Below are 17,866 nucleotides of genomic sequence, written 5' to 3'. Positions count from 1 at the left end.
TGTTGAGGCAAAACACAACCCCGAGAAGTTGCTCTGAAATCTAGGAACCCCCTCCCACGATGGTGACCACCTCCACACCATCGGCTTCCCGTACGGATTGATTCGCCCAGCGAACCCTGGGCAGGATCTCGCCGTTGAACTCCACCACCACCAGCTCAGGCTTGTAACCGCGCAACTGCAGCAGCTGCAGCAACGACAACCCGGCGGGGCACTGAATGGGCTCGCCGTTCAGGCGAACCTCGATCGTGGTGTTGCTCATCAGGCTGCCTGCAGCAAATCCAGCAGTTGGCGGCTGGCCGCAGCCGGGTCAGACGCTGCCGTGATCGCTCGCACCACCGCCACCCGCTTCGCACCTGCTGCCTGCACGGCCGCCAGATTGCCAGGCTCGATGCCGCCGATTGCAAAGAAAGGAATCGTGCTTTCGGCCGCCGCCTGGCGCACGTAATCCAAGCCCACCGGCTCACGGCCTGGCTTGGTGGGAGTGGCATTCACGGGCCCCACCCCCACGTAATCGCAGCCATCGGCCATCGCCTGGTGCAGCTGGCTGAGGGCATGGGTGCTGCGGCCGATCAGCTTCTCCGGGCCCAGCAAGGATCGGGCCAGCGCAGGCGGCAGATCACCTTGACCCAGGTGCACACCATCGGCATCCACTGCCAAGGCCAGGTCGATGCGGTCGTTCACCACAAACAAGGCTCCAAAGCTGCTGCAGAGCTGGCGCAACGCCTGGGCTTGCTCGAAGCGCACCGCATCGGTGATCGGCTGACCATCGGGAGCCAGGCTTCCCTCCTTGGCCCGGTATTGCACCAGCCGCACCCCTCCCTCCAAAGCGGCCTGCACCACCTTCAGCAGATCAGGAGCGGGGCTGGTGACCAGATACAGCTGGCACTCAGCCAGCTGGCGGCGCCGCTGATCGCCGGTGCCTGCGGCTCGAAGCAGCTCCACTTCCAGGTCGTAGAGGGCATAGCGAATCGCCGCGGCCTCGCTGACCAGCGGTGCATCCACCCCTCGCCCGAATTCCTCCAGCACCCGCAATGCCTCCTGCACCCGCCCGCAATTGGCCGCCACAACCTGCTGGGGCTGCTGACGCTGCTCCTGGGCGGGATGGGCCATGCCTGCCGCCACATCCCCAGCGGTATGGCGGGCCTGCTTGTAGCGCTCGTGATGCAACAGGCCCAGCCGCTGGCGCAGATCCTTGAGCTGGGCCACCAAATCGGCGCGATCAAGGCCGAAACGGCACCAGTCTTCAACCACCCGCAGGCCTTCGCGGGCGCGATCGAGGTTGGCGTCGAGCAGGCGCAACACCGGCTGGAGTTGTGCTGGGGCGGTCATGAAGGGGGGATAGAAGCGGGGAGGGCTGTTTAGGCTGCGTCCAACAACCTCAGGCCATGGCCATGGAGCAGGGCGAATCCGACAGCCCAATGCTGGTGCTGATTTCAGGGATTCTGCTGCTGGGGGCCATCGCTGCCTTCATCAGCTGGGGCCTGGCCAACGCCTACCCAGCCGGCTGAACCAAGCAGCTCTTCCGCCCGGGCCGCATCCCGCGCGATCTGGGCCACCAGCGCATCCAAGCTTTCGAAGCGCTGCTGCTGCCGCAGCAACGCCACAGGCTCCACCAGCAGCTCCGCACCCTCGAGCTCCAGCCGCTGGCCCAGCACATGCACTTCCACTGCCGATGGGGCGGTGGGGTCCACCGTGGGCTGAGGCCCCAGATTCATCACCGCCGGCAGGCGCTCCCCCTGCAGCCACACCCAGGCGGCATACACCCCCTGCTGCGGCAAAAACTTGCGACCATCCACCTGCAGGTTGGCGGTGGGCCACCCCAGCTCACGGCCCAGGCCGCGGCCGCGCACCACGCGCCCGCCGAAGCGATACGAGCGTCCGAGCAGGCGGGTGGCCTCCTCCAGCTCGCCGGCCTCGAGAGCGCAACGAATGCGGCTGCTGCTGAGACGACCGCTGCTATCGCTCAGGATCGGCTGCACCAACACCGCAATGTCCCGGGCCGCGCAGAGCTCGCGCAGGGTGTGGATATCGCCGCTGCGACCAGAACCGAAGCGGAAGTTGTCTCCCACGGCCACCAGCCTCGCCTGCAGCTGCTGCACCAGCACCTGCTCCACAAAAGCCTCGGGGCTCAACGCCGCCAGAGCTGGCGTAAAGGGCACGAGCACCAATTGCGCAATCCCGAGCGGCTCCAGCAGATCCACCTTCTCGGCGGGCAGATCGAGCCGCAGCCTTGCCTCGCCGTGCAGCACTTCGCGCGGATGCGGCCAGAAGCTCACCACGGTGGGAACCAGCTGGCCAGCGGCCGCGTGGTTCACCACTGAGGCAATCACCTGGCGATGGCCTTCGTGCAACCCGTCAAAACTGCCCAGAGCAATGGCCGTGGGACGGGCTGCCTGATCAGGGCTGCGCAGTGGAATCAAGGCCGGTTCACCAACAAGCGCATCCAGGGCCTCGCCGAAATCATTCTCCCATGGCAGGTTTGAGCAACCTCCGGTGCCCTCGCTCCACCCCCATGGCCGATCGCCTCGACCTGCAACTGATCTCCGCCGCCCTGCGTCGACTCGGCTGGATCCGGCTCTGGTCTCAGGTGGTTCTGGGGGTGGTGGTGATGGGGGTGCTGCTGTTCAACAACGTTGGCGGTCAGATCGCCGCCCGAGCCGACAAAGCCCTCGGCCTGGGCCCCGGGCTATCGCTCACCAGCCTGGCTTTTCTGGTGTTGCTCTGGTCGATCTGGCAGAGCGGTCTGATCGTGCGCTGTGGCCGCGCTCTCAATGGAGCCGTGCACCCGAGCAAGGGTGAAACCGCTCGGTTGATCAAGCGGAGCGTGCTGGCCGACCTGGTGGGCCTCACCCTCGGCGCCGTGGGCTATCAATCCCTGGCCGGGAGCCTGTTCGTGCAGGCGTCGATGCAGGCGGGCTTCGCCTTCGGCGGGGCCATGACCACCCCTGGCGGGCGCATCACCAACTACCCGATCACCTCGCTGGAGATGCTCTCGGTGTTGAGCAACACCCAGGTGCTGTTCGCCCATGTGATCGGTCTGTGGATCAGCATCTGGATGCTGCAGCGGATCTACCGGCCCAGCGGCAGCTAAGGCAGGGCCGGTAGATCCGCGCTGGCACCACGCCAGAACAACTCCGGTTGCAAGGGGGTGAGCGACACCCCACCAGCCGCTACGTGAGCCACATCGATCGGCCAATCGGGCGGGCCCGCCACCTCGGCCTCCAGATCGTTGGCCACCTCGCCGGCCAGCCAGTAATAGGTGCGGCCGCGGGGATCGACGCGCTTGTCGAATTGATCGGTGTAGCGGCGCACGGCCTTGCGGCACCAACGCAGCGGGCCAATGGCCTCCGCCGCCAACGGCGGCACATTCAGGTTGACCAACACTCTCGGGGGCCATCCACCGGCATGCAGATGTTCGACCACATCCAGGGCGATGCGGGCCGCGGGCTCGAACTGCCGCCAACGGAAATCGGCGCTGCTCACAGCCAACGCCGGCAACCCCTCGATCGTGCCCTCCATGGCAGCGCTCACGGTGCCGGAATAAAGCGTGTCGGTGCCGAGGTTGGGGCCATGGTTAATACCGGAGAGCACCAGATCCGGCCACTCCTCCAGCAAGGCAAACAAGGCCAATTTCACGCAATCGCTGGGGGTGCCGCTGCAGGCCCAGGCCTGAATGCCGGGTGCGAACAGCTCATCGGCCCGCTCGGCGCGCAGGGGCGTCTGCAGGGTGAGCCCATGACCGGTGGCCGAGCGCTCCTGATCCGGGCACACCACGCTCACCTGATGGCCGCGGCCCGCGGCCTCCGCCGCTAGGGCACGGATGCCATCGGCGAACACGCCGTCGTCGTTACTGATCAGGATCCGCAAGGGCTAGGGGCCGCTGTCTGGAGGCTAGAGGCCGCCTTCTTAAAGTCACGGGCTACCGGAACACAGCCGTGAGCGCCACGATCAGCCTGCAGCAGCTCACCGAACAGCTCGATCAGCTGGAGGCTGAGGCCGCCAAGGCGATTGCCACCGCTGCTTCCGCCGCTGCACTCGAAGAGCTGCGGGTGGGGCTGCTGGGCAAGAAGGGCAAGCTCTCGGCGGTGCTTGGCGCCATGGGCAAGCTGCCCGGCGATGAACGCCCCGTGGTGGGCCAACGGGCCAACGTGCTCAAGGAGCAGGTGCAGGGCCTGCTGAGCGAGCGGCTCACGGCCGTGAAAGCCGCGGCCATGGCGGAGCGCATCGCGGGCGAAACCCTGGATGTGACCATGCCGGCAAGCTTCATCCCGGCCGGCCACCGGCACCCGCTCATCAGCACGATCGAGGAGATCGTGGACATCTTTTCCGGCCTGGGCTACCGGGTGGAGGAAGGCCCGGAGATCGAAACCGACCACTACAACTTCACGGCCCTGAATATCCCGCCCCACCACCCGGCGCGGGATATGCAAGACACCTTCTATTTGAGCGAGCACGCGTTGCTGCGCACCCACACCTCCCCGGTGCAGATCCGCCACCTGGAGAAGAACCCTCCGCCGGTGCGAATCGTGGCTCCCGGCCGCGTGTATCGCCGCGATGCCGTGGATGCCACCCACTCCCCGGTGTTCCATCAAGTGGAGGTGCTGGCGATCGATGAGGGGCTGGATTTCAGCCATCTGCGCGGCACAGTGACCACCTTCCTGCAGCGCTTCTTCGGCGACCTTCCGGTGCGCTTCCGCGCTAGCTATTTCCCCTTCACCGAACCCTCCGCTGAGGTGGATGTGCAATGGCGCGGTCGCTGGCTCGAGGTGATGGGCTGTGGGATGGTGGATCCAGCCGTGCTGGAAGGCCTGGGCATCGATCCGGAGCGCTACAGCGGTTTTGCAGCCGGCCTAGGGGTGGAGCGCTTCTGCATGGTGCGCCACGGCATCGATGACATCCGCCGCCTGTTCACCTCAGACCTGCGTTTCCTGGAACAGTTCTGATCAGATCCGGAGGGCACCCATAAAATCGGCTGACCTTCAGCCGGCTGTTCCTCAGTCCTAGTCATTGCCCTGCGTCGGCCTCATCGTTAACGACGGCAAGGATCTGGCCCTGGCCACCGCCGATGCCATTGAGGCCCGCCTGCGCGATGCGGGCTACGAGGTGGTGCGCGCCAGCAGCTCAGCCGGCATGGTGGGGTTTGCCAACCCCGACCAGCATCTGCGCGTGAAGGGGCACGCCGCCTGCGTGCCGCCAGGCTTTGATCCATCAATGGCGATGGCCATGGTGCTGGGGGGTGACGGCACCGTGCTTTCAGCAGCGCGAATGACGGCACCGATCGATGTGCCGATCCTCACGATCAACACAGGCCATCTCGGCTTCCTGGCTGAAACCTATCTACCGGAGCTCGATCAGGCCCTCGATCAGGTGATCGCCGGCGAGTGGACCCTCGAAGAGCGCACCACCATGGTGGTGAGCGTGATGCGCGGGGAGCAGCGGCGCTGGGAGGTGATCTGCCTCAACGAGATGGCCCTGCACCGCGAGCCCCTCACCTCGATGTGTCACTTCGAGATTGCCGTGGGGCGCCATGCACCGGTGGATATCGCCGCCGACGGCGTGATCCTCTCCACTCCCACAGGCTCCACTGCCTATGCCCTCAGTGCAGGGGGCCCGGTGATCACGCCCGACTGCCCGGTGCTGCAGCTCACACCGATCGCGCCCCACTCGTTGGCCTCAAGGGCACTGGTGTTCAGCGATCAGGAACCGGTCACCGTGTTTCCCGCCACGCCAGAGCGGCTGATGATGGTGGTGGATGGCAGCGCCGGTTGCTACGTGTGGCCGGAGGATCGCGTGCTGATCCGCCGCAGCGAACACCCAGTGCGGTTTGTGCGCTTAGCGGATCATGAGTTTTTCCAGGTGCTGCGCAACAAGCTGGGCTGGGGCCTCCCTCACGTGGCCAAACCCAGCAACGGCGGGCCGGCATGAGCAGCGCCACCCTGCTGCTTCTGGGGCAAGAGGCTGAGGCCCTGGCACCTCGGCTAGAGGCCTCGGGCTACCAGTGCCGTGTGGGCATCGAGCAGCTGCAGAACGGCTGCGATCTGGCCGTGCTCGGGGCTGAGCTGGCCGAGCAGCTACCGGCCCTGCGTGAACGCCTGGGCACGGCGCCGATTCTTCTCGATATCGGCCACGACAGCGTGGCCGCCCGCTCCGGGATGTTGCGCTCTGGCGCTACCGATTTCTGGTTGTCGTCGGCCGGAGCCAGTGATCTGCTGATGCGGCTGCGCCTGCACCGCAAGCTGATCGACAAAGGCCGGCCCGAGGCAGACCGCCTCAACCTGGGCGACCTGAGCCTGATCCCCAGCCGCCATGAGGTGCGCCGCGGGCAACGGCTGCTTGCGCTGACGGCGCGGGAATACGCCCTGCTGCAGCTTCTGATGGAGCACAGCGGCCAGGTGCTCAGCCGTGATCAGATCCTGCGGCAGGTGTGGCACGACCAACGCGGCGCCGCGAGCAATGTGATCGAGGTGTACGTGCGCTACCTGCGCCAGAAACTCGAGGAGCACGGTGAGAAGCGCCTGATTCACACGGTGCGCGGCCAGGGTTATTGCCTCAGCAACGGACCGCCGCCCCGCTGAGCTGTACCCCTCCCAAGCTTCCAACCCATGCGGATGCGCACCCTGCGGCACTGCCTGCTGTTCCTAGTTGTCCTGGCTGCCCCGGCGGCGCTGCAAGCCAAGCAGGCCCCCCAAGTTCTGCCCATCGAAGCCGAGTGGTGCCTTCAAAGTGGCGACTGCATCCAGCTGGAGGTGGCCGATGAGCAGCACGAGCAGGCCATTGGCCTGCAGCTGCGTGGGCCGCTTCCTCCTCTACGCGGCATGTGGTTTCCGTTCGACGATGCATTGCTCCGCTTCTGGATGCATCGCACCCCTGAGCCGCTCGACATGGTGTTTATCAACGACAACCGCGTGATCGCCATCGAAGCCAACACCACCCCTTGCCCGCGGCTGCCGTGCCGCAGCTACGGCCCAGATCAGCCAGGCGATGGTGTGGTGGAGCTGGCCGCCGGCGAAGCCAGCCGCCTCGGGATCAAGGTGGGCAGTGCAGCTGTGATCAGGCCGTTCAAGCCATCTCAGGCTGCACCCGCCTCTCGCCCCTCAACACCAGCACGGGATTAAGCGGCGCCAAGCGCGTGCCATCGGCCAGCGGTGCCCCACGCCAGGCCTGGTGCTGGGCAACACTCACGGTGAGGCCCGCCTGCTCCAACAGTGGCCTCAGCTCCGCCAGCGCCTCCACCGTGGCGAGGGGCACCACCACCACACCGCCGGGCCGCAGACGATCCAGCACGGCCTGCAGCAGCTGTCGGCGATCGCGGCCGCCACCGCCCACTACCACCCGATCCGGATCCGGCAGGGCAGCCAAGGCTTCTGGAGCACGGCCCTCCAGCACCCCGGCTGGCTGCACACCCAACCGCTCGCCGTTGGCACGGATCAAGGCCGCTGATCCTCCCCGCTGCTCAAGGGCCCAGAGCTGCAGGGCAGGCCGCAGCCGCATGGCCTCTAAACCAATCGACCCCACCCCTGCACCGATGTCCCAGAGCACACCCTCGAGCGGGAGATCCAGATCAGCCAGCAGCTGAATGCGCACCTCCCGTTTGGTCATCAGGCCGGGGCGATCCGGGTGCTGCAGAAACACCCCATCGGCTAGCCCGAACAAGGGCAACTGCGCTGGCAGGGGGGGCTGCTCAGCCAACAACAGCACCAGATGCAGCGGATCGAGATCAGCGGGCAGGTGGTCGGCAGGGGCCAGGCGCTGCACCCGCTCGTTGCTGTGGCCCAGGCGCTCACACAGCCAGAAGGCATAAGCCTGCTCCAAACCCGCCGCCCGCAGGCAGCAGCGCACCTCCTCGGCCCCGCCGCGGCCTGGATCGGTGAGCACCGCCAAGGCAGCGGGGCGCTGCTGCAACCGCGCCGCCAGCGGTGCCGGATCACGGCCATGCAGGCTCAGCCAGCTGGCGTCCTGCCAGGGACGGCCAACGCGGGCGAAGGCCAGCTGCAACGAACTGGGACCTGGATGAAAGCGAAGCCGTTCTGGCGGCAGAGCATCGAGTAACAGTCGGCCGATACCGAACCAGAGAGGATCACCACTGGCCAGCACCACCACCGCTGCGTCGGGGGCCATGGCCGCGAGCCGCTCGAGCAGCGGCTGGGGTTGATCGCTGGGCATCAGCTCCGGCAACCCAGCTCCACCCCAATGACGCAAAGCGGCATGCATCCGTCGCGGCGCCGCAATCAACGCAGCCTCGCGTAATTGCTGCTGGTACAGCACCGGCAGGGTGGCCGGTGCGCCGGCATCAGTGCCGATCACCTCAATCATCGCGTCATTCTGCGCGCAACACCACGCTGCACTTTCAGCAAAGCTGGCCTAACCTCCGGTCTGCCGGGTCTGCGCCTCCCTCGATGGCTCTTCGACTGACCGCCCTGACAGGGGCCCTGATCAGCATCACCCTCGGGGTTCTGCAACCAGCCCAAGCGGAAACTGTGCTTGAACGGATCACCCGCACCGGCCGGGTGAACACGGTGGTGATGAACGGCAACTTGCCCTACTCCACCCAGCTGGACAATCGCTACGTCGGGCTCGGCCTTGAATTCGCCAAGGCGATTCAGAAAGAGCTGAGCGACTACGTCGGCAAGCCAGTGGAGCTGGTGGCCCAACCGGTGAACTCCATTGATCAGGGGATTGCCGCCATCGCGAGCGGCGCGGTTGACCTCTCCTGTGGAGCAGGCTTCAGCTGGGGGCGGGCCATGTTTGTGGATTACACCCTGCCCTTTGCCCTGAGCGGCACCCGCCTGATCACTCCGATGGGCAACGACGGCACTCCCGCTGCACTGACGGGCAAAACCATCGGTGCCGTCAAGAACAGCCTGGCAGCCCATGCCATGGAGAAATCGATCACTGGAGCTGAGCTCGCCCTCTTCGAGAACCCAGCAGCAGCCTTGGCGGCGCTCAAGAGCGGAGAGATCCAGTTTCTCGCCGGAGACAGCCTCTGGCTTCTGGCCAACCGCAGCGCTGTTGACCCCGCGGGCAACGTCACCCCGTCGGTTCCCTACAACCGCTCTGCGGTGGGATGCGTGGTGCCAGAGAACAGCTCCGGGCTGCTCAACCTCAGCAATCTGGCGATCGCCAAGTTGATGCAGGCCTACATCAACGACGATCCCAACGCTCAGAGCCGCATCAACCAGTGGGTTGGCCCAGGCACTGACGTGAACCTGAGTCAGAACGTCATCAAGGCGTACTTCACCAACGTGCTGCTCACCGCAGCACTGCTCGCGCTTCCCTGATCGTTTCCCCCTCTCCTGATCACCGCACGCCTCAACGTCATGGCACCCCGTTCCCTTCTGCAGCTGCTCACCCTCACCGCAGCAGCAGCCGTCTTCACCGAAACGGCTCAAGCTGCGGTGTATCAAGCTCCTGATCTGAGCAATCCACTGGAAAGCCGCATCCAGGCCCTACGCGATGGCGCCTGGCAACCCCAGCTCAGTGCGGTCAATGGCGAACTCGTAGCCCGTTATTGGGGCAACGGCGGCGGCCACAATTGGGGCAATGCTGGCCGTGGCGGCGGTGGTCGTTGGGGTAACGGCGGCCGCTACTACGGCGGCGGTGGTGGCATCAACGTCAATCTCGGCTGGCCCAATGGTGGATGGGGCAATGGCGGCTGGGGCAACGTGCTGCCCGGCAGCTTCGTTAACTGGTGATCAGCAGCGAGGTCACGCCGGCCGGCTCAGCGCTTACAGATCTCGATCTGAGCCGGTTCGGGCCGATCGGCCTGGTGGTGGTGCAGTCCACCTCCCTCTGCAACCTCGACTGCGACTACTGCTATCTGCCCGACCGGCAGAAGCGGCGGGTGTTTGATCTGGAGCTGCTACCGCTGCTGCTGCAGCGCATCCTGGAGAGTCCCTTCTGCGGGCCTCAACTTTCGTTGGTGTGGCATGCCGGTGAGCCGCTCACCCTCCCCTTCAGTTACTACGACGAAGCCACAGCGATCATCGAGCGCTGTGTGCGGGAGTTTGCCGACGGCCAGGTCGTGGTTGAACAGCATGTGCAGACCAACGGCACACTGATCAACGACGCCTGGTGCGACTGTTTCCAGCGCAACCGCATCGTGGTGGGGGTGAGCGTGGATGGGCCGGCCGCCATTCATGACGCCCATCGCCGCTTTCGCAACGGCAACCCTTCCCATCACCTCACCATGCGGGGCATCGAGGCCTTGCAGCGCCATGGCATCCCCTGCCATGTGATCGCGGTGGTGACCGCTGCCGCCATGGAGCAACCGGAGGCGATGTATCGCTTTTTCCGCGACAACAACATCGAGGCGGTGGGGTTCAACGTGGAGGAGCAAGAGGGTGTGCACACCAGCTCTTCCATGCAGGGCCGGGAGCAGGAGGAGCGCTACCGGCAGTTCCTCAGCCGCTTCTGGGAGCTGAGTGAAGCCGATGGGCATCGCCTGATGCTGCGGGAGTTTCAGCAGGTGATCGATCTGATCCAGCGCAACCGCCGCCTCAATCAGAACGAACTCAACCGGCCCTACTCCATCCTCAGCGTGGATTGGCAGGGCAATTTCTCCACCTTTGATCCCGAGCTGCTCTCGGTGAGCAGTGATCGCTACGGCAGCTTCAACCTGGGCAACATCCGCGACACCAGCCTTCTGGAAGCGGCCATGAGTCCCCGCTTTCAGCAGCTCTGGGGCGATGTGACCTCCGGCATGGCCAACTGCCAGAGCGGATGCGATTACTACGGCCTCTGCGGCGGCGGCATGGGCAGCAACAAGTTTTGGGAGCACGGCACCCTCAACTGCAGCGAAACCAGCGCTTGCCGCTTCCGCACCCAGATCCCGGTTCAGGTGTTGCTGGATCGCTTCGAAGCAGGACCACCACCTACTAACTGAGATGCCGCTGTCGATCGATGCCCTGATCCGGCTGCTGCTGCTGGTGGGCCTCGGCGTGGCTTGCGCCTTGATCCTGCAGCCGTTCGCCGAGATCCTGCTGTGGGCGGGATTGCTGGCGGTGATTCTCCATCCGCTTCACCTCTGGCTTCAGCGGCGCTTACGGCTCAACCGCTGGGGAGCAGCCGGGCTGATCGTGGTAGCAGGCCTGGCCGTGATGTTGGGCCCGGTGGGTGGCCTGGCAGCCGCCCTGTTCAGCAACATCAGCGAACTGCTTGAGCTGGCGCGCCAAGGGAAGGAGGCAGTTCCTCAACCACCTGCCCTGCTCCTGGAGATCCCAGTGTTGGGTCCGGCCCTGAAGCCGTTCTGGCACAGCCTGATCGGTGATCTGCACGGACTGGTACGCACCCATGCCGGCACGCTCACCGACATCGGCACACGCCTGCTGGAAACCACCCTGGCCCAAGGTCTTGGTTTTCTCAAGCTGCTGGTGAGCCTGGTGGTGGCCGCACTGATGCTCGTGCACTCAGAGGCCTTGCTGCTGCGCCTGCGTCGCCTCTTGGAACGCCTCGCGCCAGACCATGCAATCACCGTGCAGCAGATCACCGCCACCACCGTGCGCAACGTGTCACGTGGGGTGGTGGGCGTGGCCGTTCTGCAATCGATGCTCATCGGTCTGGGCTTGATGGCAACTGGGATTCCCTGGTCGGGTCTGCTCACCCTGCTGGCCCTGATCCTTTGCCTCATGCAGATCGGCCCACTGCCTGTGGTGCTGGTGGCCCTGGCGATGGCCTGGAGTCAGCTGCACCCGCTGATGGCGCTCCTACTCACGCTCTGGCTGATTGCAGCCACCCTGTTGGAGCACCTCCTGAAGCCTGTCCTGATGGCCCACGGGCTGCCGATCCCCATGTTGGTCATCCTGATCGGCGTGTTGGGGGGCACGCTCAAAGGCGGGCTAACCGGGCTGTTCCTGGGCCCGGTGCTGCTATCGCTGGGTTATCACTTTGTGCGTTTGTGGGTGGGCGCCACCACACCGCCCGCAGCCCCCTGAAGTCTTGATTCGCAGCGATGCCCCACGCCGATCGCCGTCAGCGCGTCCATGAGCTGTTGCTCGCGCTGATCCAGCAGCAGAACGACCTCGACCTGCTCGATGGTGACCACACCGGCAGCCTCGCTGCCGCCCAGGGGAATCCCGCCGGCTGGTTGGAGCGCAATCGGCGGGTGGTGCAGCGCTATCAAGCGATGGTGCGCTCAGCCATCACGCTGGATGCATTGGTGGATCAGGAGGTGGGGGTGCAGGCGCCCACCAGCAAGCTCTGACAAGCTGGCGGCACCTTCTGCTGCCCCATGGCGCGCCTTGGCCTGTCTGCCCTGAAATCTCTGCTGCGCGGCAAGGGGCTGGGCCGCACGAGCGCCTCCCGTTGGCAGCCGCCGCAGGCCAGCTGGAGCCGCCCCCTGGGCCTGGGCTGGCAGGCTCCTTACACCGTTCGCTACGCCAGCAACCTCGACGACGGTCCCAACCACGGCATGCCCCTGGGGGGATTCGGAGCAGGGTGTATCGGCCGGGCGCCTGATGGCAATGTCAATCTCTGGCACCTCGACGGCGGCGAGCACTGGTTTGGTGTGCTGCCCGATTGCCAGTTCGGCCTGTTTGAAAGCAACGGCGAAAGCAGCCGCGCCCACGCCCTGGCGGTGAAGCCCGAGCACGATGCCTCCCGCCCCGATGCCGGCGAGCCACTGCCGAGCTGGAGCTGGTACCCCGCCAGCACACCCGAGCGCAGCAGCGGCACCTACGCCGCCCGTTATCCGCTCAGCTGGACTAACTACGAAGGCGTCTATGACGCCGAGGTGAGCTGCGAGGCCTTCAGCCCGATCCTGCCCGGCGATTACCAGCGCACCAGCTATCCGCTGGCGGTGTTCGTGTGGACCCTGCGCAATCCCACCAACAAACGGTTGGATCTGTCGTTGCTGCTGAGCTGGCGCAACACCACAGGCTGGTTCACCAACACCGATGCCTCCGCGGAGGTGCACTTCCGCGACGACGGCAGCCCGGAGCACAACTATGCCCCCGCGATTGGCAAAACCGAGGGCCATCGCAACCACTGGGTGGATGAGGGCAACCTCAAGGGAGTCGTGCTGGAGGGAGACCGCTCCTCACCAGTGGTCGAAGGGGAGGGGCAATGGTGCATCGCCACCGGCGAGCAGCCTGGCGTGCGCATCCAGCGCTGCAGCCGCTGGAATCCCCATGGTGATGGCAGCGAGCTGTGGAGCAGCTTCAGTGCCAATGGCTCCATCCCTGATAGCAACAACGACCGCCGCAGCGGTAAAAACGACCCTCTCAGTGCAGCTCTGGCGGTGCAGTGCCAGCTAGCACCCGGCGAAAGCATCGAGATCCCGGTGGTGATCAGCTGGGATCTGCCGGTGACGGCCTTTGCCAGCGGCAGCCAGGCCCTGCGCCGTTACACCGACTTTTTCGGCAGCGGTGGCAACCAGGCCGCTGCGATCGCGGCTGAAGCCCTGCGCGACTGGCGCAGCTGGCGGCAGCAAATCGAGGCCTGGCAGCAGCCTGTGCTGGAACGCAGCGACCTACCAGAGCCTTTGCGCATGGCTCTATTCAATGAGCTCTACGACCTCTGCAGCGGCGGCAGCCTCTGGAGTGCGGCGTCGCCTGAGGATCCCCACGGCCGTTTCGGCGTACTCGAGTGCCTCGACTACGCCTGGTACGAAAGCCTCGATGTTCGCCTCTACGGGTCGCTGGCACTGCTACAGCTGTGGCCGGAGCTCGACAAGGCGGTGCTACGCAGCTTCGCCCGGGCCATTCCAGCCGCAGATGCCACCCAGCGGCCGATCGGTTGGTATTTCACCCAGGGCAAGGGCCGGGTGGAGGCCGACCGCAAGGTGAAAGGGGCCACCCCCCACGATCTGGGGGCGCCGAATGAGATGCCCTGGGATGCCACCAATTACACGGCCTATCAGGATTGCAATCTGTGGAAAGACCTGGCCAGTGATTACGTGCTGCAGGTATGGCGCACCTACAAATTGGCACCTAGCGGAGAAGACGTGCGCTTCCTGGCCGAGTGCTGGCCATCGGCGGTAGAAGCGCTGCGTTATCTGAAAACGTTTGACATCAATGACGACGGCCTACCCGATAACGGCGGCGCCCCTGATCAAACCTTTGACGATTGGCCCCTGAAAGGGGTGAGCGCTTACTGCGGTGCGCTGTGGATTGCAGCCCTGGAGGCCGCCCTGGCCATCGCCCAAACCCTGCAACTCAAAACCGGGCTCGACACCTCCGCTGAGCAACGCGAATTCAGCGCCTGGCTGGAGCAAGCCAGAGGCAACTTCGACAAGCTTCTCTGGAACGGCGAGTACTACGACATCGATGCCGAGAGCGGTACGCCTGTGGTGATGGCCGATCAGCTGTGTGGTGATTTCTATGCGCGGCTGCTTGGGCTACAGCCTGTGGTGAGTGAGGCCAACAGCCGCAGCACGCTCAAGGCCGTGAAGGAAGCCTGCTTCGAAAAATTTGAAGGCGGCAAGCTTGGCGTAGCCAATGGCCTACGCCGCGATGGCACCCCCCTGGATCCAAATGGCACCCACCCGCTGGAGGTGTGGACAGGGATCAACTTCGGCATCGCCAGCTATTACCGCCTGATGGGCGAAACCGGCACAGCGCTGGCGATCACCTCTGCTGTCGTGAATCAGGTGTACACAGGCGGGCTGCAGTTCCGCACCCCAGAAGCGATCACCGCCGTGAACACCTTCCGCGCCTGCCACTACCTGCGAGCGATGGCGATCTGGGGCGTGTGGGCCACCCACACCGATTGGCAGCCCATCCCGGGGGCGGAACGGAACTGAGCCGCAAACCAGCGCAACGCCCGTAGCAATAGCGGTACGGATTCATGCAGTCATGGGCTCGATCAGTGCCAGCGAAGCCCGTCGTCGCTGGCACTGATCGACGAGGTGCGCGAATCACACCAGCCCGTTGAGATTCCCGACATGCGGGAGTCGATCCTCGAGGGCCTTGCTACCGCTGTGGAGGAACGGAGCGAGGACGCTGGCTGGTGAACTGGCGCGTTCTGTTCACCCTCCCGCGCATCAACATTCAGCGATCGGCTGGCCTACGCCGTGGATCCTGAGGCCACTGTGGTGAAGGTGCTCAGGCTCTGGAGCCACTACGACTGAGCACCGCCGGCCCATACGCTGTGCGGCAGCTCCACAGGCCCATGGGATCCGGTTCACGCGCTCGCTGGTTGTTGACCCTGGTGGCCGCCGTGCTGCTGCTGCTCACACCGCTGCAGCCGGCCTGGGCCCAGGTGCATGCCCATCCAGATGAAAACGGCCAAGAGGTGGTACGCAGCCTCGAAAGCCTTCGCGACCTCGACTACCAAAGCTGGCAGGCCGTGGCTTACCGCACCGGTCCTCCCGGCGGGCCGGTCACGCTGCGGATCGTGGGCTACCCCGGCCGGGTACGCCTTGATCACCCCACCTCGTTGATCGTGCACTCAGGGCGTGGCACTTGGGAGCTCGCCGACATCACCACGGCCAACCCCAAGCTGGCGACCGATGGCCGGGATGCAGCGGCCGAATTCGATCTCAATCCATTGCTCACGGATCTGCATCAAAACCGGCCTCTACGCCTCGAGCTGCCTGGGGTCTTCGTGGAACTGCCCGTGCCCCCCTACGTGGTGGGCGAATGGCGCAGTCTGCCCAGCTGGCGCGAGGCATGAGCGCCAGCTGGCGCCCCTGGATGCAGCGAGCGCTGCAGCTGGCCGCCCTCGGCAGCGGCCGCACCAGCCCCAATCCAATGGTGGGCTGTGTGGTGCTCGATGCTGCCGGCCAGCTGGTGGGAGAAGGATTCCACCAGCGAGCTGGCACCCCCCATGCCGAAGTACACGCCCTGCGCCAGGCCGCCAATCGCGCTCGCGGCGGCACGGCCGTGGTGTCGCTGGAGCCCTGCTGCCACCACGGCCGCACACCACCCTGCAGCGATGCCCTGATCGCGGCCGGCGTGGCGCGGGTGGTGGTGGCGATGCGTGACCCCGATCCTCGCGTGGCCGGCAGCGGTATCGCCCAGCTGTGCGCTGCTGGCATCGCGGTGGAGGAAGGTGTGTGCGCAGCTGAGGCCCAACAGCTCAACCGCGCCTTCATCCATCGCGTGGAGCACGGCCGGCCGCTGGGCCTGCTCAAGTGGGCGATGAGCCTCGATGGCCGCACAGCCCTCCCCAACGGCTCCAGCCAATGGATCACCGGCCCTGCGGCCCGCGCCTGGGTGCATCGGCTGCGGGCTCAATGCGATGCCGTGATCGTGGGGGGTGGCACCGTGCGCGCCGACAACCCACAACTCACCAGCCGCGGCCAAGGCAACCCCGAGCCCCTGCGGGTGGTGTTCAGCCGATCGCTGGATCTGCCGGCTGGAGCCCAGCTGTGGAACCAGAACAAGGCACCCACTCTGGTGGTGCATAACGCTGAGGCACCAGCCCCTCGCCGCCACCTGCTCGACGATCTGGGCGTGGAGCGTCTCGCGCTGCGGCACTGCGAACCCAAAGCATTGCTGGAAGCGCTGGCGCAACGCGGCTGCAATCAGGTGCTCTGGGAGTGCGGCCCCGAGCTGGCGGCGGCAGCCCTGCAGCAAGGTTGCGTGCAACGGGTGGCCGCGATGGTGGCCCCCAAACTTCTCGGTGGCCATGCAGCCCGCACCCCCCTGGGAGATCTGGGGCTGGTGAGCGTGAATCAGGCGGAGCCGTGGCACCCCCAATCGTTGCAGCGCTTTGGGGCCGACTGGCTCCTGGAGCTCACCTCCTAGTTTTCGAGATCATCTTCCACATCGCGGGCGGTGTAGCGGCTGATCAGCAGACCCATCACCATCGCCAGATACACCGTGCCGGTGATCGCCACCAGCACGCAGAGCATCTGGGTCTGCGGCGTCACCGGGTGGATGTCGCCATAGCCAGTGGTGGTGAGGGTGACGAAGGCGAAATAGTTGAGCTCAACGAAATCCACCGTCCACACGGGGCTCGATGGATCAGGCGTGGCTCCCTGCCAGCGCAGCACAGGGCCCTCCAAAGACCGACCAGCCGCAAAGCTTCCGGGCGCCACCGTTTCCAGCCCACTGAACAACAACCCAGCCGCGAGTCCAAGCAACAAATAACCCGCCAGGGCACCTAACAGCACCTCGCGATTGATGCAACGCTCCATGGCCAAATTGCGGATCAAGCGCTCGCAACTCCACAGCACCAGCAGCGCCCATAACGCCAGCAACGCCACACCCGTGCCCTGCTGCGAGAGGGGGGTGAGATACCAAACCAGCGACGCAACCCAGGTTGTGAAGGCCAGCAGTCTGTAGATGTGAGTTCGCAGCTGCGGCCAGCGCCCCTGGTCGATGGGATTGCCGAGCGCGCTCAACAACACCAAGGGCAGGGAGAGGTAACCAATCGCAGCCAGCTGACGCAACCCATGGGGCAGCATCAGACAGGTGATCACAGCCAAACAGGTGATCAGGAGCCCGACATAACCACGGTGCCGGCGACGCTGCAGCCGAGATCGCATGGGCACGCGCTGCCGAACTGGAGCCATTGTGAAGATCAAACGAACAGTGGCAACTGCTCGTTCGCCCGCGGCGGCGGATCCACACACCAACCTCCACCATCCCAACCCAGCAGCAAGGGTTCAAGCGCGCGCAGGCCTGGGCCATCTTTCGTTTCCAGCCAGGCCTGCTCCAGTCCATCGGGAAGGACCACCGGCATGCGGTTGTGCAGTGGCGCCACCAGGGCATTGGGTGGAGAGGTGAGCACGCAGCAGCTCTCCACTTCGCTGCCATCGGGACCGATCCAACGATCCCAGATGCCCGCCAACCAGAACAGCGCTCCATCCCGCCGCTGGATGCGATGGCCTTTCTCCAAAAAGGAATTGGCCGGCAGCAAGCAGCGCCGATGCCGCCAAGCACCGCGAAAACTGGGTTTCTCCGCCACTGTTTCCGCTCGGGCA

20 protein-coding genes are annotated in these 17,866 nt (G+C 65.4%); 13 read left to right on the top strand and 7 right to left on the bottom strand.

Annotated elements, in window-relative coordinates; translation table 11 throughout:
- Positions 1 to 40: 40 nt before the first annotated feature.
- From thiS to KJJ24_RS00090, 3 genes are all read right to left on the bottom strand, one after another.
- On the bottom strand, positions 41 to 259 hold the full coding sequence (gene thiS, locus KJJ24_RS00100) for a sulfur carrier protein ThiS (protein ID WP_214339911.1): 219 nt from the start codon (positions 257 to 259) through the stop codon (positions 41 to 43).
- The gene (locus KJJ24_RS00095) at positions 259 to 1,329 is read right to left on the bottom strand and encodes a thiamine phosphate synthase (protein ID WP_214339908.1); all 1,071 of its coding nucleotides are present in this window, start codon (positions 1,327 to 1,329) and stop codon (positions 259 to 261) included. The genes thiS and KJJ24_RS00095 overlap by 1 nt, the downstream gene beginning before the upstream one ends.
- A 104-nt stretch (positions 1,330 to 1,433) precedes the next feature.
- Positions 1,434 to 2,420 carry a bifunctional riboflavin kinase/FAD synthetase gene (locus KJJ24_RS00090; RefSeq protein WP_214339906.1) on the bottom strand — a complete coding sequence of 329 codons (987 nt, stop codon included), beginning with the start codon at positions 2,418 to 2,420 and terminating at the stop codon, positions 1,434 to 1,436.
- A gap of 92 nt (positions 2,421 to 2,512) precedes the next feature.
- Between KJJ24_RS00090 and KJJ24_RS00085 the strand changes: the two genes are divergently transcribed.
- The gene (locus KJJ24_RS00085) at positions 2,513 to 3,091 is read left to right on the top strand and encodes a DUF3611 family protein (protein WP_214339904.1); all 579 of its coding nucleotides are present in this window, start codon (positions 2,513 to 2,515) and stop codon (positions 3,089 to 3,091) included.
- Here the strand turns inward: KJJ24_RS00085 and surE are convergent.
- The gene (surE, locus tag KJJ24_RS00080; protein ID WP_214339902.1) at positions 3,088 to 3,867 is read right to left on the bottom strand and encodes a 5'/3'-nucleotidase SurE; all 780 of its coding nucleotides are present in this window, start codon (positions 3,865 to 3,867) and stop codon (positions 3,088 to 3,090) included. The two genes, KJJ24_RS00085 and surE, sit on opposite strands and share 4 nt — an antisense overlap.
- 68 nt (positions 3,868 to 3,935) lie before the next feature.
- Between surE and pheS the strand changes: the two genes are divergently transcribed.
- The 4 genes from pheS to KJJ24_RS00060 all read left to right on the top strand — a co-directional run bounded on the left by pheS (position 3,936) and on the right by KJJ24_RS00060 (position 7,115).
- Complete coding sequence (gene pheS / locus KJJ24_RS00075) at positions 3,936 to 4,943, top strand: phenylalanine--tRNA ligase subunit alpha (protein WP_214339900.1); 1,008 nt, start codon at positions 3,936 to 3,938, stop codon at positions 4,941 to 4,943.
- Between the two features lie 64 nt (positions 4,944 to 5,007).
- Positions 5,008 to 5,925, top strand: coding sequence for an NAD(+) kinase (locus tag KJJ24_RS00070; RefSeq protein ID WP_214339896.1), 918 nt, complete (start codon positions 5,008 to 5,010; stop codon positions 5,923 to 5,925).
- Positions 5,922 to 6,575, top strand: coding sequence for a response regulator transcription factor (locus KJJ24_RS00065; protein ID WP_214339895.1), 654 nt, complete (start codon positions 5,922 to 5,924; stop codon positions 6,573 to 6,575). Before KJJ24_RS00070 ends, KJJ24_RS00065 begins: the two co-directional genes overlap by 4 nt.
- Positions 6,576 to 6,602: 27 nt before the next feature.
- Complete coding sequence (locus KJJ24_RS00060; RefSeq protein WP_214339894.1) at positions 6,603 to 7,115, top strand: DUF192 domain-containing protein; 513 nt, start codon at positions 6,603 to 6,605, stop codon at positions 7,113 to 7,115.
- Here the strand turns inward: KJJ24_RS00060 and cbiE are convergent.
- The gene (gene cbiE, locus KJJ24_RS00055; protein WP_214339893.1) at positions 7,060 to 8,313 is read right to left on the bottom strand and encodes a precorrin-6y C5,15-methyltransferase (decarboxylating) subunit CbiE; all 1,254 of its coding nucleotides are present in this window, start codon (positions 8,311 to 8,313) and stop codon (positions 7,060 to 7,062) included. The genes KJJ24_RS00060 and cbiE overlap by 56 nt on opposite strands.
- 83 nt (positions 8,314 to 8,396) lie before the next feature.
- On the opposite strand from cbiE, the gene grrP reads away from it, so the two are divergent.
- The 8 genes from grrP (at position 8,397) to ribD (ending at position 16,685) form a co-directional block, all read left to right on the top strand.
- Positions 8,397 to 9,278: an extracellular substrate binding-like orphan protein GrrP gene (gene grrP / locus KJJ24_RS00050; RefSeq protein WP_214339892.1), complete on the top strand. Its 882-nt coding sequence runs from the start codon at positions 8,397 to 8,399 to the stop codon at positions 9,276 to 9,278.
- 39 nt (positions 9,279 to 9,317) lie between these two features.
- Positions 9,318 to 9,692, top strand: coding sequence for a GrrA/OscA1 family cyclophane-containing rSAM-modified RiPP (grrA, locus tag KJJ24_RS00045; RefSeq protein ID WP_214339891.1), 375 nt, complete (start codon positions 9,318 to 9,320; stop codon positions 9,690 to 9,692).
- Positions 9,689 to 10,882: a cyclophane-forming radical SAM/SPASM peptide maturase GrrM/OscB gene (grrM, locus tag KJJ24_RS00040; RefSeq protein ID WP_250544811.1), complete on the top strand. Its 1,194-nt coding sequence runs from the start codon at positions 9,689 to 9,691 to the stop codon at positions 10,880 to 10,882. Before grrA ends, grrM begins: the two co-directional genes overlap by 4 nt.
- Before the next feature lies 1 nt (position 10,883).
- Positions 10,884 to 11,930 (top strand): AI-2E family transporter, encoded by a 1,047-nt coding sequence (locus tag KJJ24_RS00035; RefSeq protein ID WP_214339890.1) that lies wholly within the window; start codon positions 10,884 to 10,886, stop codon positions 11,928 to 11,930.
- A gap of 17 nt (positions 11,931 to 11,947) precedes the next feature.
- Positions 11,948 to 12,199, top strand: a complete 252-nt coding sequence (locus KJJ24_RS00030) for a hypothetical protein (protein ID WP_214339888.1) — start codon at positions 11,948 to 11,950, stop codon at positions 12,197 to 12,199.
- A gap of 27 nt (positions 12,200 to 12,226) precedes the next feature.
- Positions 12,227 to 14,737 (top strand): GH116 family glycosyl hydrolase, encoded by a 2,511-nt coding sequence (locus KJJ24_RS00025; protein ID WP_214339885.1) that lies wholly within the window; start codon positions 12,227 to 12,229, stop codon positions 14,735 to 14,737.
- Positions 14,738 to 15,105: 368 nt separating this feature from the next.
- Positions 15,106 to 15,609: a DUF3122 domain-containing protein gene (locus KJJ24_RS00020; protein ID WP_214339884.1), complete on the top strand. Its 504-nt coding sequence runs from the start codon at positions 15,106 to 15,108 to the stop codon at positions 15,607 to 15,609.
- A complete protein-coding gene (gene ribD / locus KJJ24_RS00015; protein WP_214339883.1) occupies positions 15,606 to 16,685 on the top strand; it encodes a bifunctional diaminohydroxyphosphoribosylaminopyrimidine deaminase/5-amino-6-(5-phosphoribosylamino)uracil reductase RibD in 1,080 nt (359 codons plus the stop codon). Before KJJ24_RS00020 ends, ribD begins: the two co-directional genes overlap by 4 nt.
- Here ribD and KJJ24_RS00010 read toward each other — a convergent pair.
- Both KJJ24_RS00010 and KJJ24_RS00005 read right to left on the bottom strand, forming a co-directional pair.
- Positions 16,682 to 17,362, bottom strand: coding sequence for a potassium channel family protein (locus KJJ24_RS00010; RefSeq protein ID WP_250545044.1), 681 nt, complete (start codon positions 17,360 to 17,362; stop codon positions 16,682 to 16,684). The two genes, ribD and KJJ24_RS00010, sit on opposite strands and share 4 nt — an antisense overlap.
- Before the next feature lie 101 nt (positions 17,363 to 17,463).
- Positions 17,464 to 17,866, bottom strand: a 403-nt coding sequence (locus KJJ24_RS00005) for an SOS response-associated peptidase (protein WP_214339880.1), incomplete at its 5' end; no start/stop codon positions are given.

It is taken from the genome of Synechococcus sp. LA31 (assembly GCF_018502385.1).
Classification (GTDB): Bacteria; Cyanobacteriota; Cyanobacteriia; order PCC-6307; family Cyanobiaceae; genus Vulcanococcus.
Note: the sequence above shows the minus strand (reverse complement) of the source record. Positions and strands in the feature narration are given on the sequence as shown.

Bases quoted from the DNA above. Each gene is read 5' to 3' on its own strand.
- KJJ24_RS00030 (WP_214339888.1), top strand. From the start codon at position 11,948: ATGCCCCACGCCGATCGCCGTCAGCGCGTCCATGAGCTGTTGCTCGCG.
- KJJ24_RS00035 (WP_214339890.1), top strand. From the start codon at position 10,884: ATGCCGCTGTCGATCGATGCCCTGATCCGGCTGCTGCTGCTGGTGGGC.
- KJJ24_RS00065 (WP_214339895.1), top strand. From the start codon at position 5,922: ATGAGCAGCGCCACCCTGCTGCTTCTGGGGCAAGAGGCTGAGGCCCTG.
- thiS (WP_214339911.1), bottom strand. From the start codon at position 259: ATGAGCAACACCACGATCGAGGTTCGCCTGAACGGCGAGCCCATTCAG.
- ribD (WP_214339883.1), top strand. From the start codon at position 15,606: ATGAGCGCCAGCTGGCGCCCCTGGATGCAGCGAGCGCTGCAGCTGGCC.
- grrA (WP_214339891.1), top strand. From the start codon at position 9,318: ATGGCACCCCGTTCCCTTCTGCAGCTGCTCACCCTCACCGCAGCAGCA.
- KJJ24_RS00060 (WP_214339894.1), top strand. From the start codon at position 6,603: ATGCGGATGCGCACCCTGCGGCACTGCCTGCTGTTCCTAGTTGTCCTG.
- cbiE (WP_214339893.1), bottom strand. From the start codon at position 8,313: ATGATTGAGGTGATCGGCACTGATGCCGGCGCACCGGCCACCCTGCCG.
- KJJ24_RS00085 (WP_214339904.1), top strand. From the start codon at position 2,513: ATGGCCGATCGCCTCGACCTGCAACTGATCTCCGCCGCCCTGCGTCGA.
- grrP (WP_214339892.1), top strand. From the start codon at position 8,397: ATGGCTCTTCGACTGACCGCCCTGACAGGGGCCCTGATCAGCATCACC.
- KJJ24_RS00020 (WP_214339884.1), top strand. From the start codon at position 15,106: ATGGGATCCGGTTCACGCGCTCGCTGGTTGTTGACCCTGGTGGCCGCC.
- KJJ24_RS00095 (WP_214339908.1), bottom strand. From the start codon at position 1,329: ATGACCGCCCCAGCACAACTCCAGCCGGTGTTGCGCCTGCTCGACGCC.
- KJJ24_RS00025 (WP_214339885.1), top strand. From the start codon at position 12,227: ATGGCGCGCCTTGGCCTGTCTGCCCTGAAATCTCTGCTGCGCGGCAAG.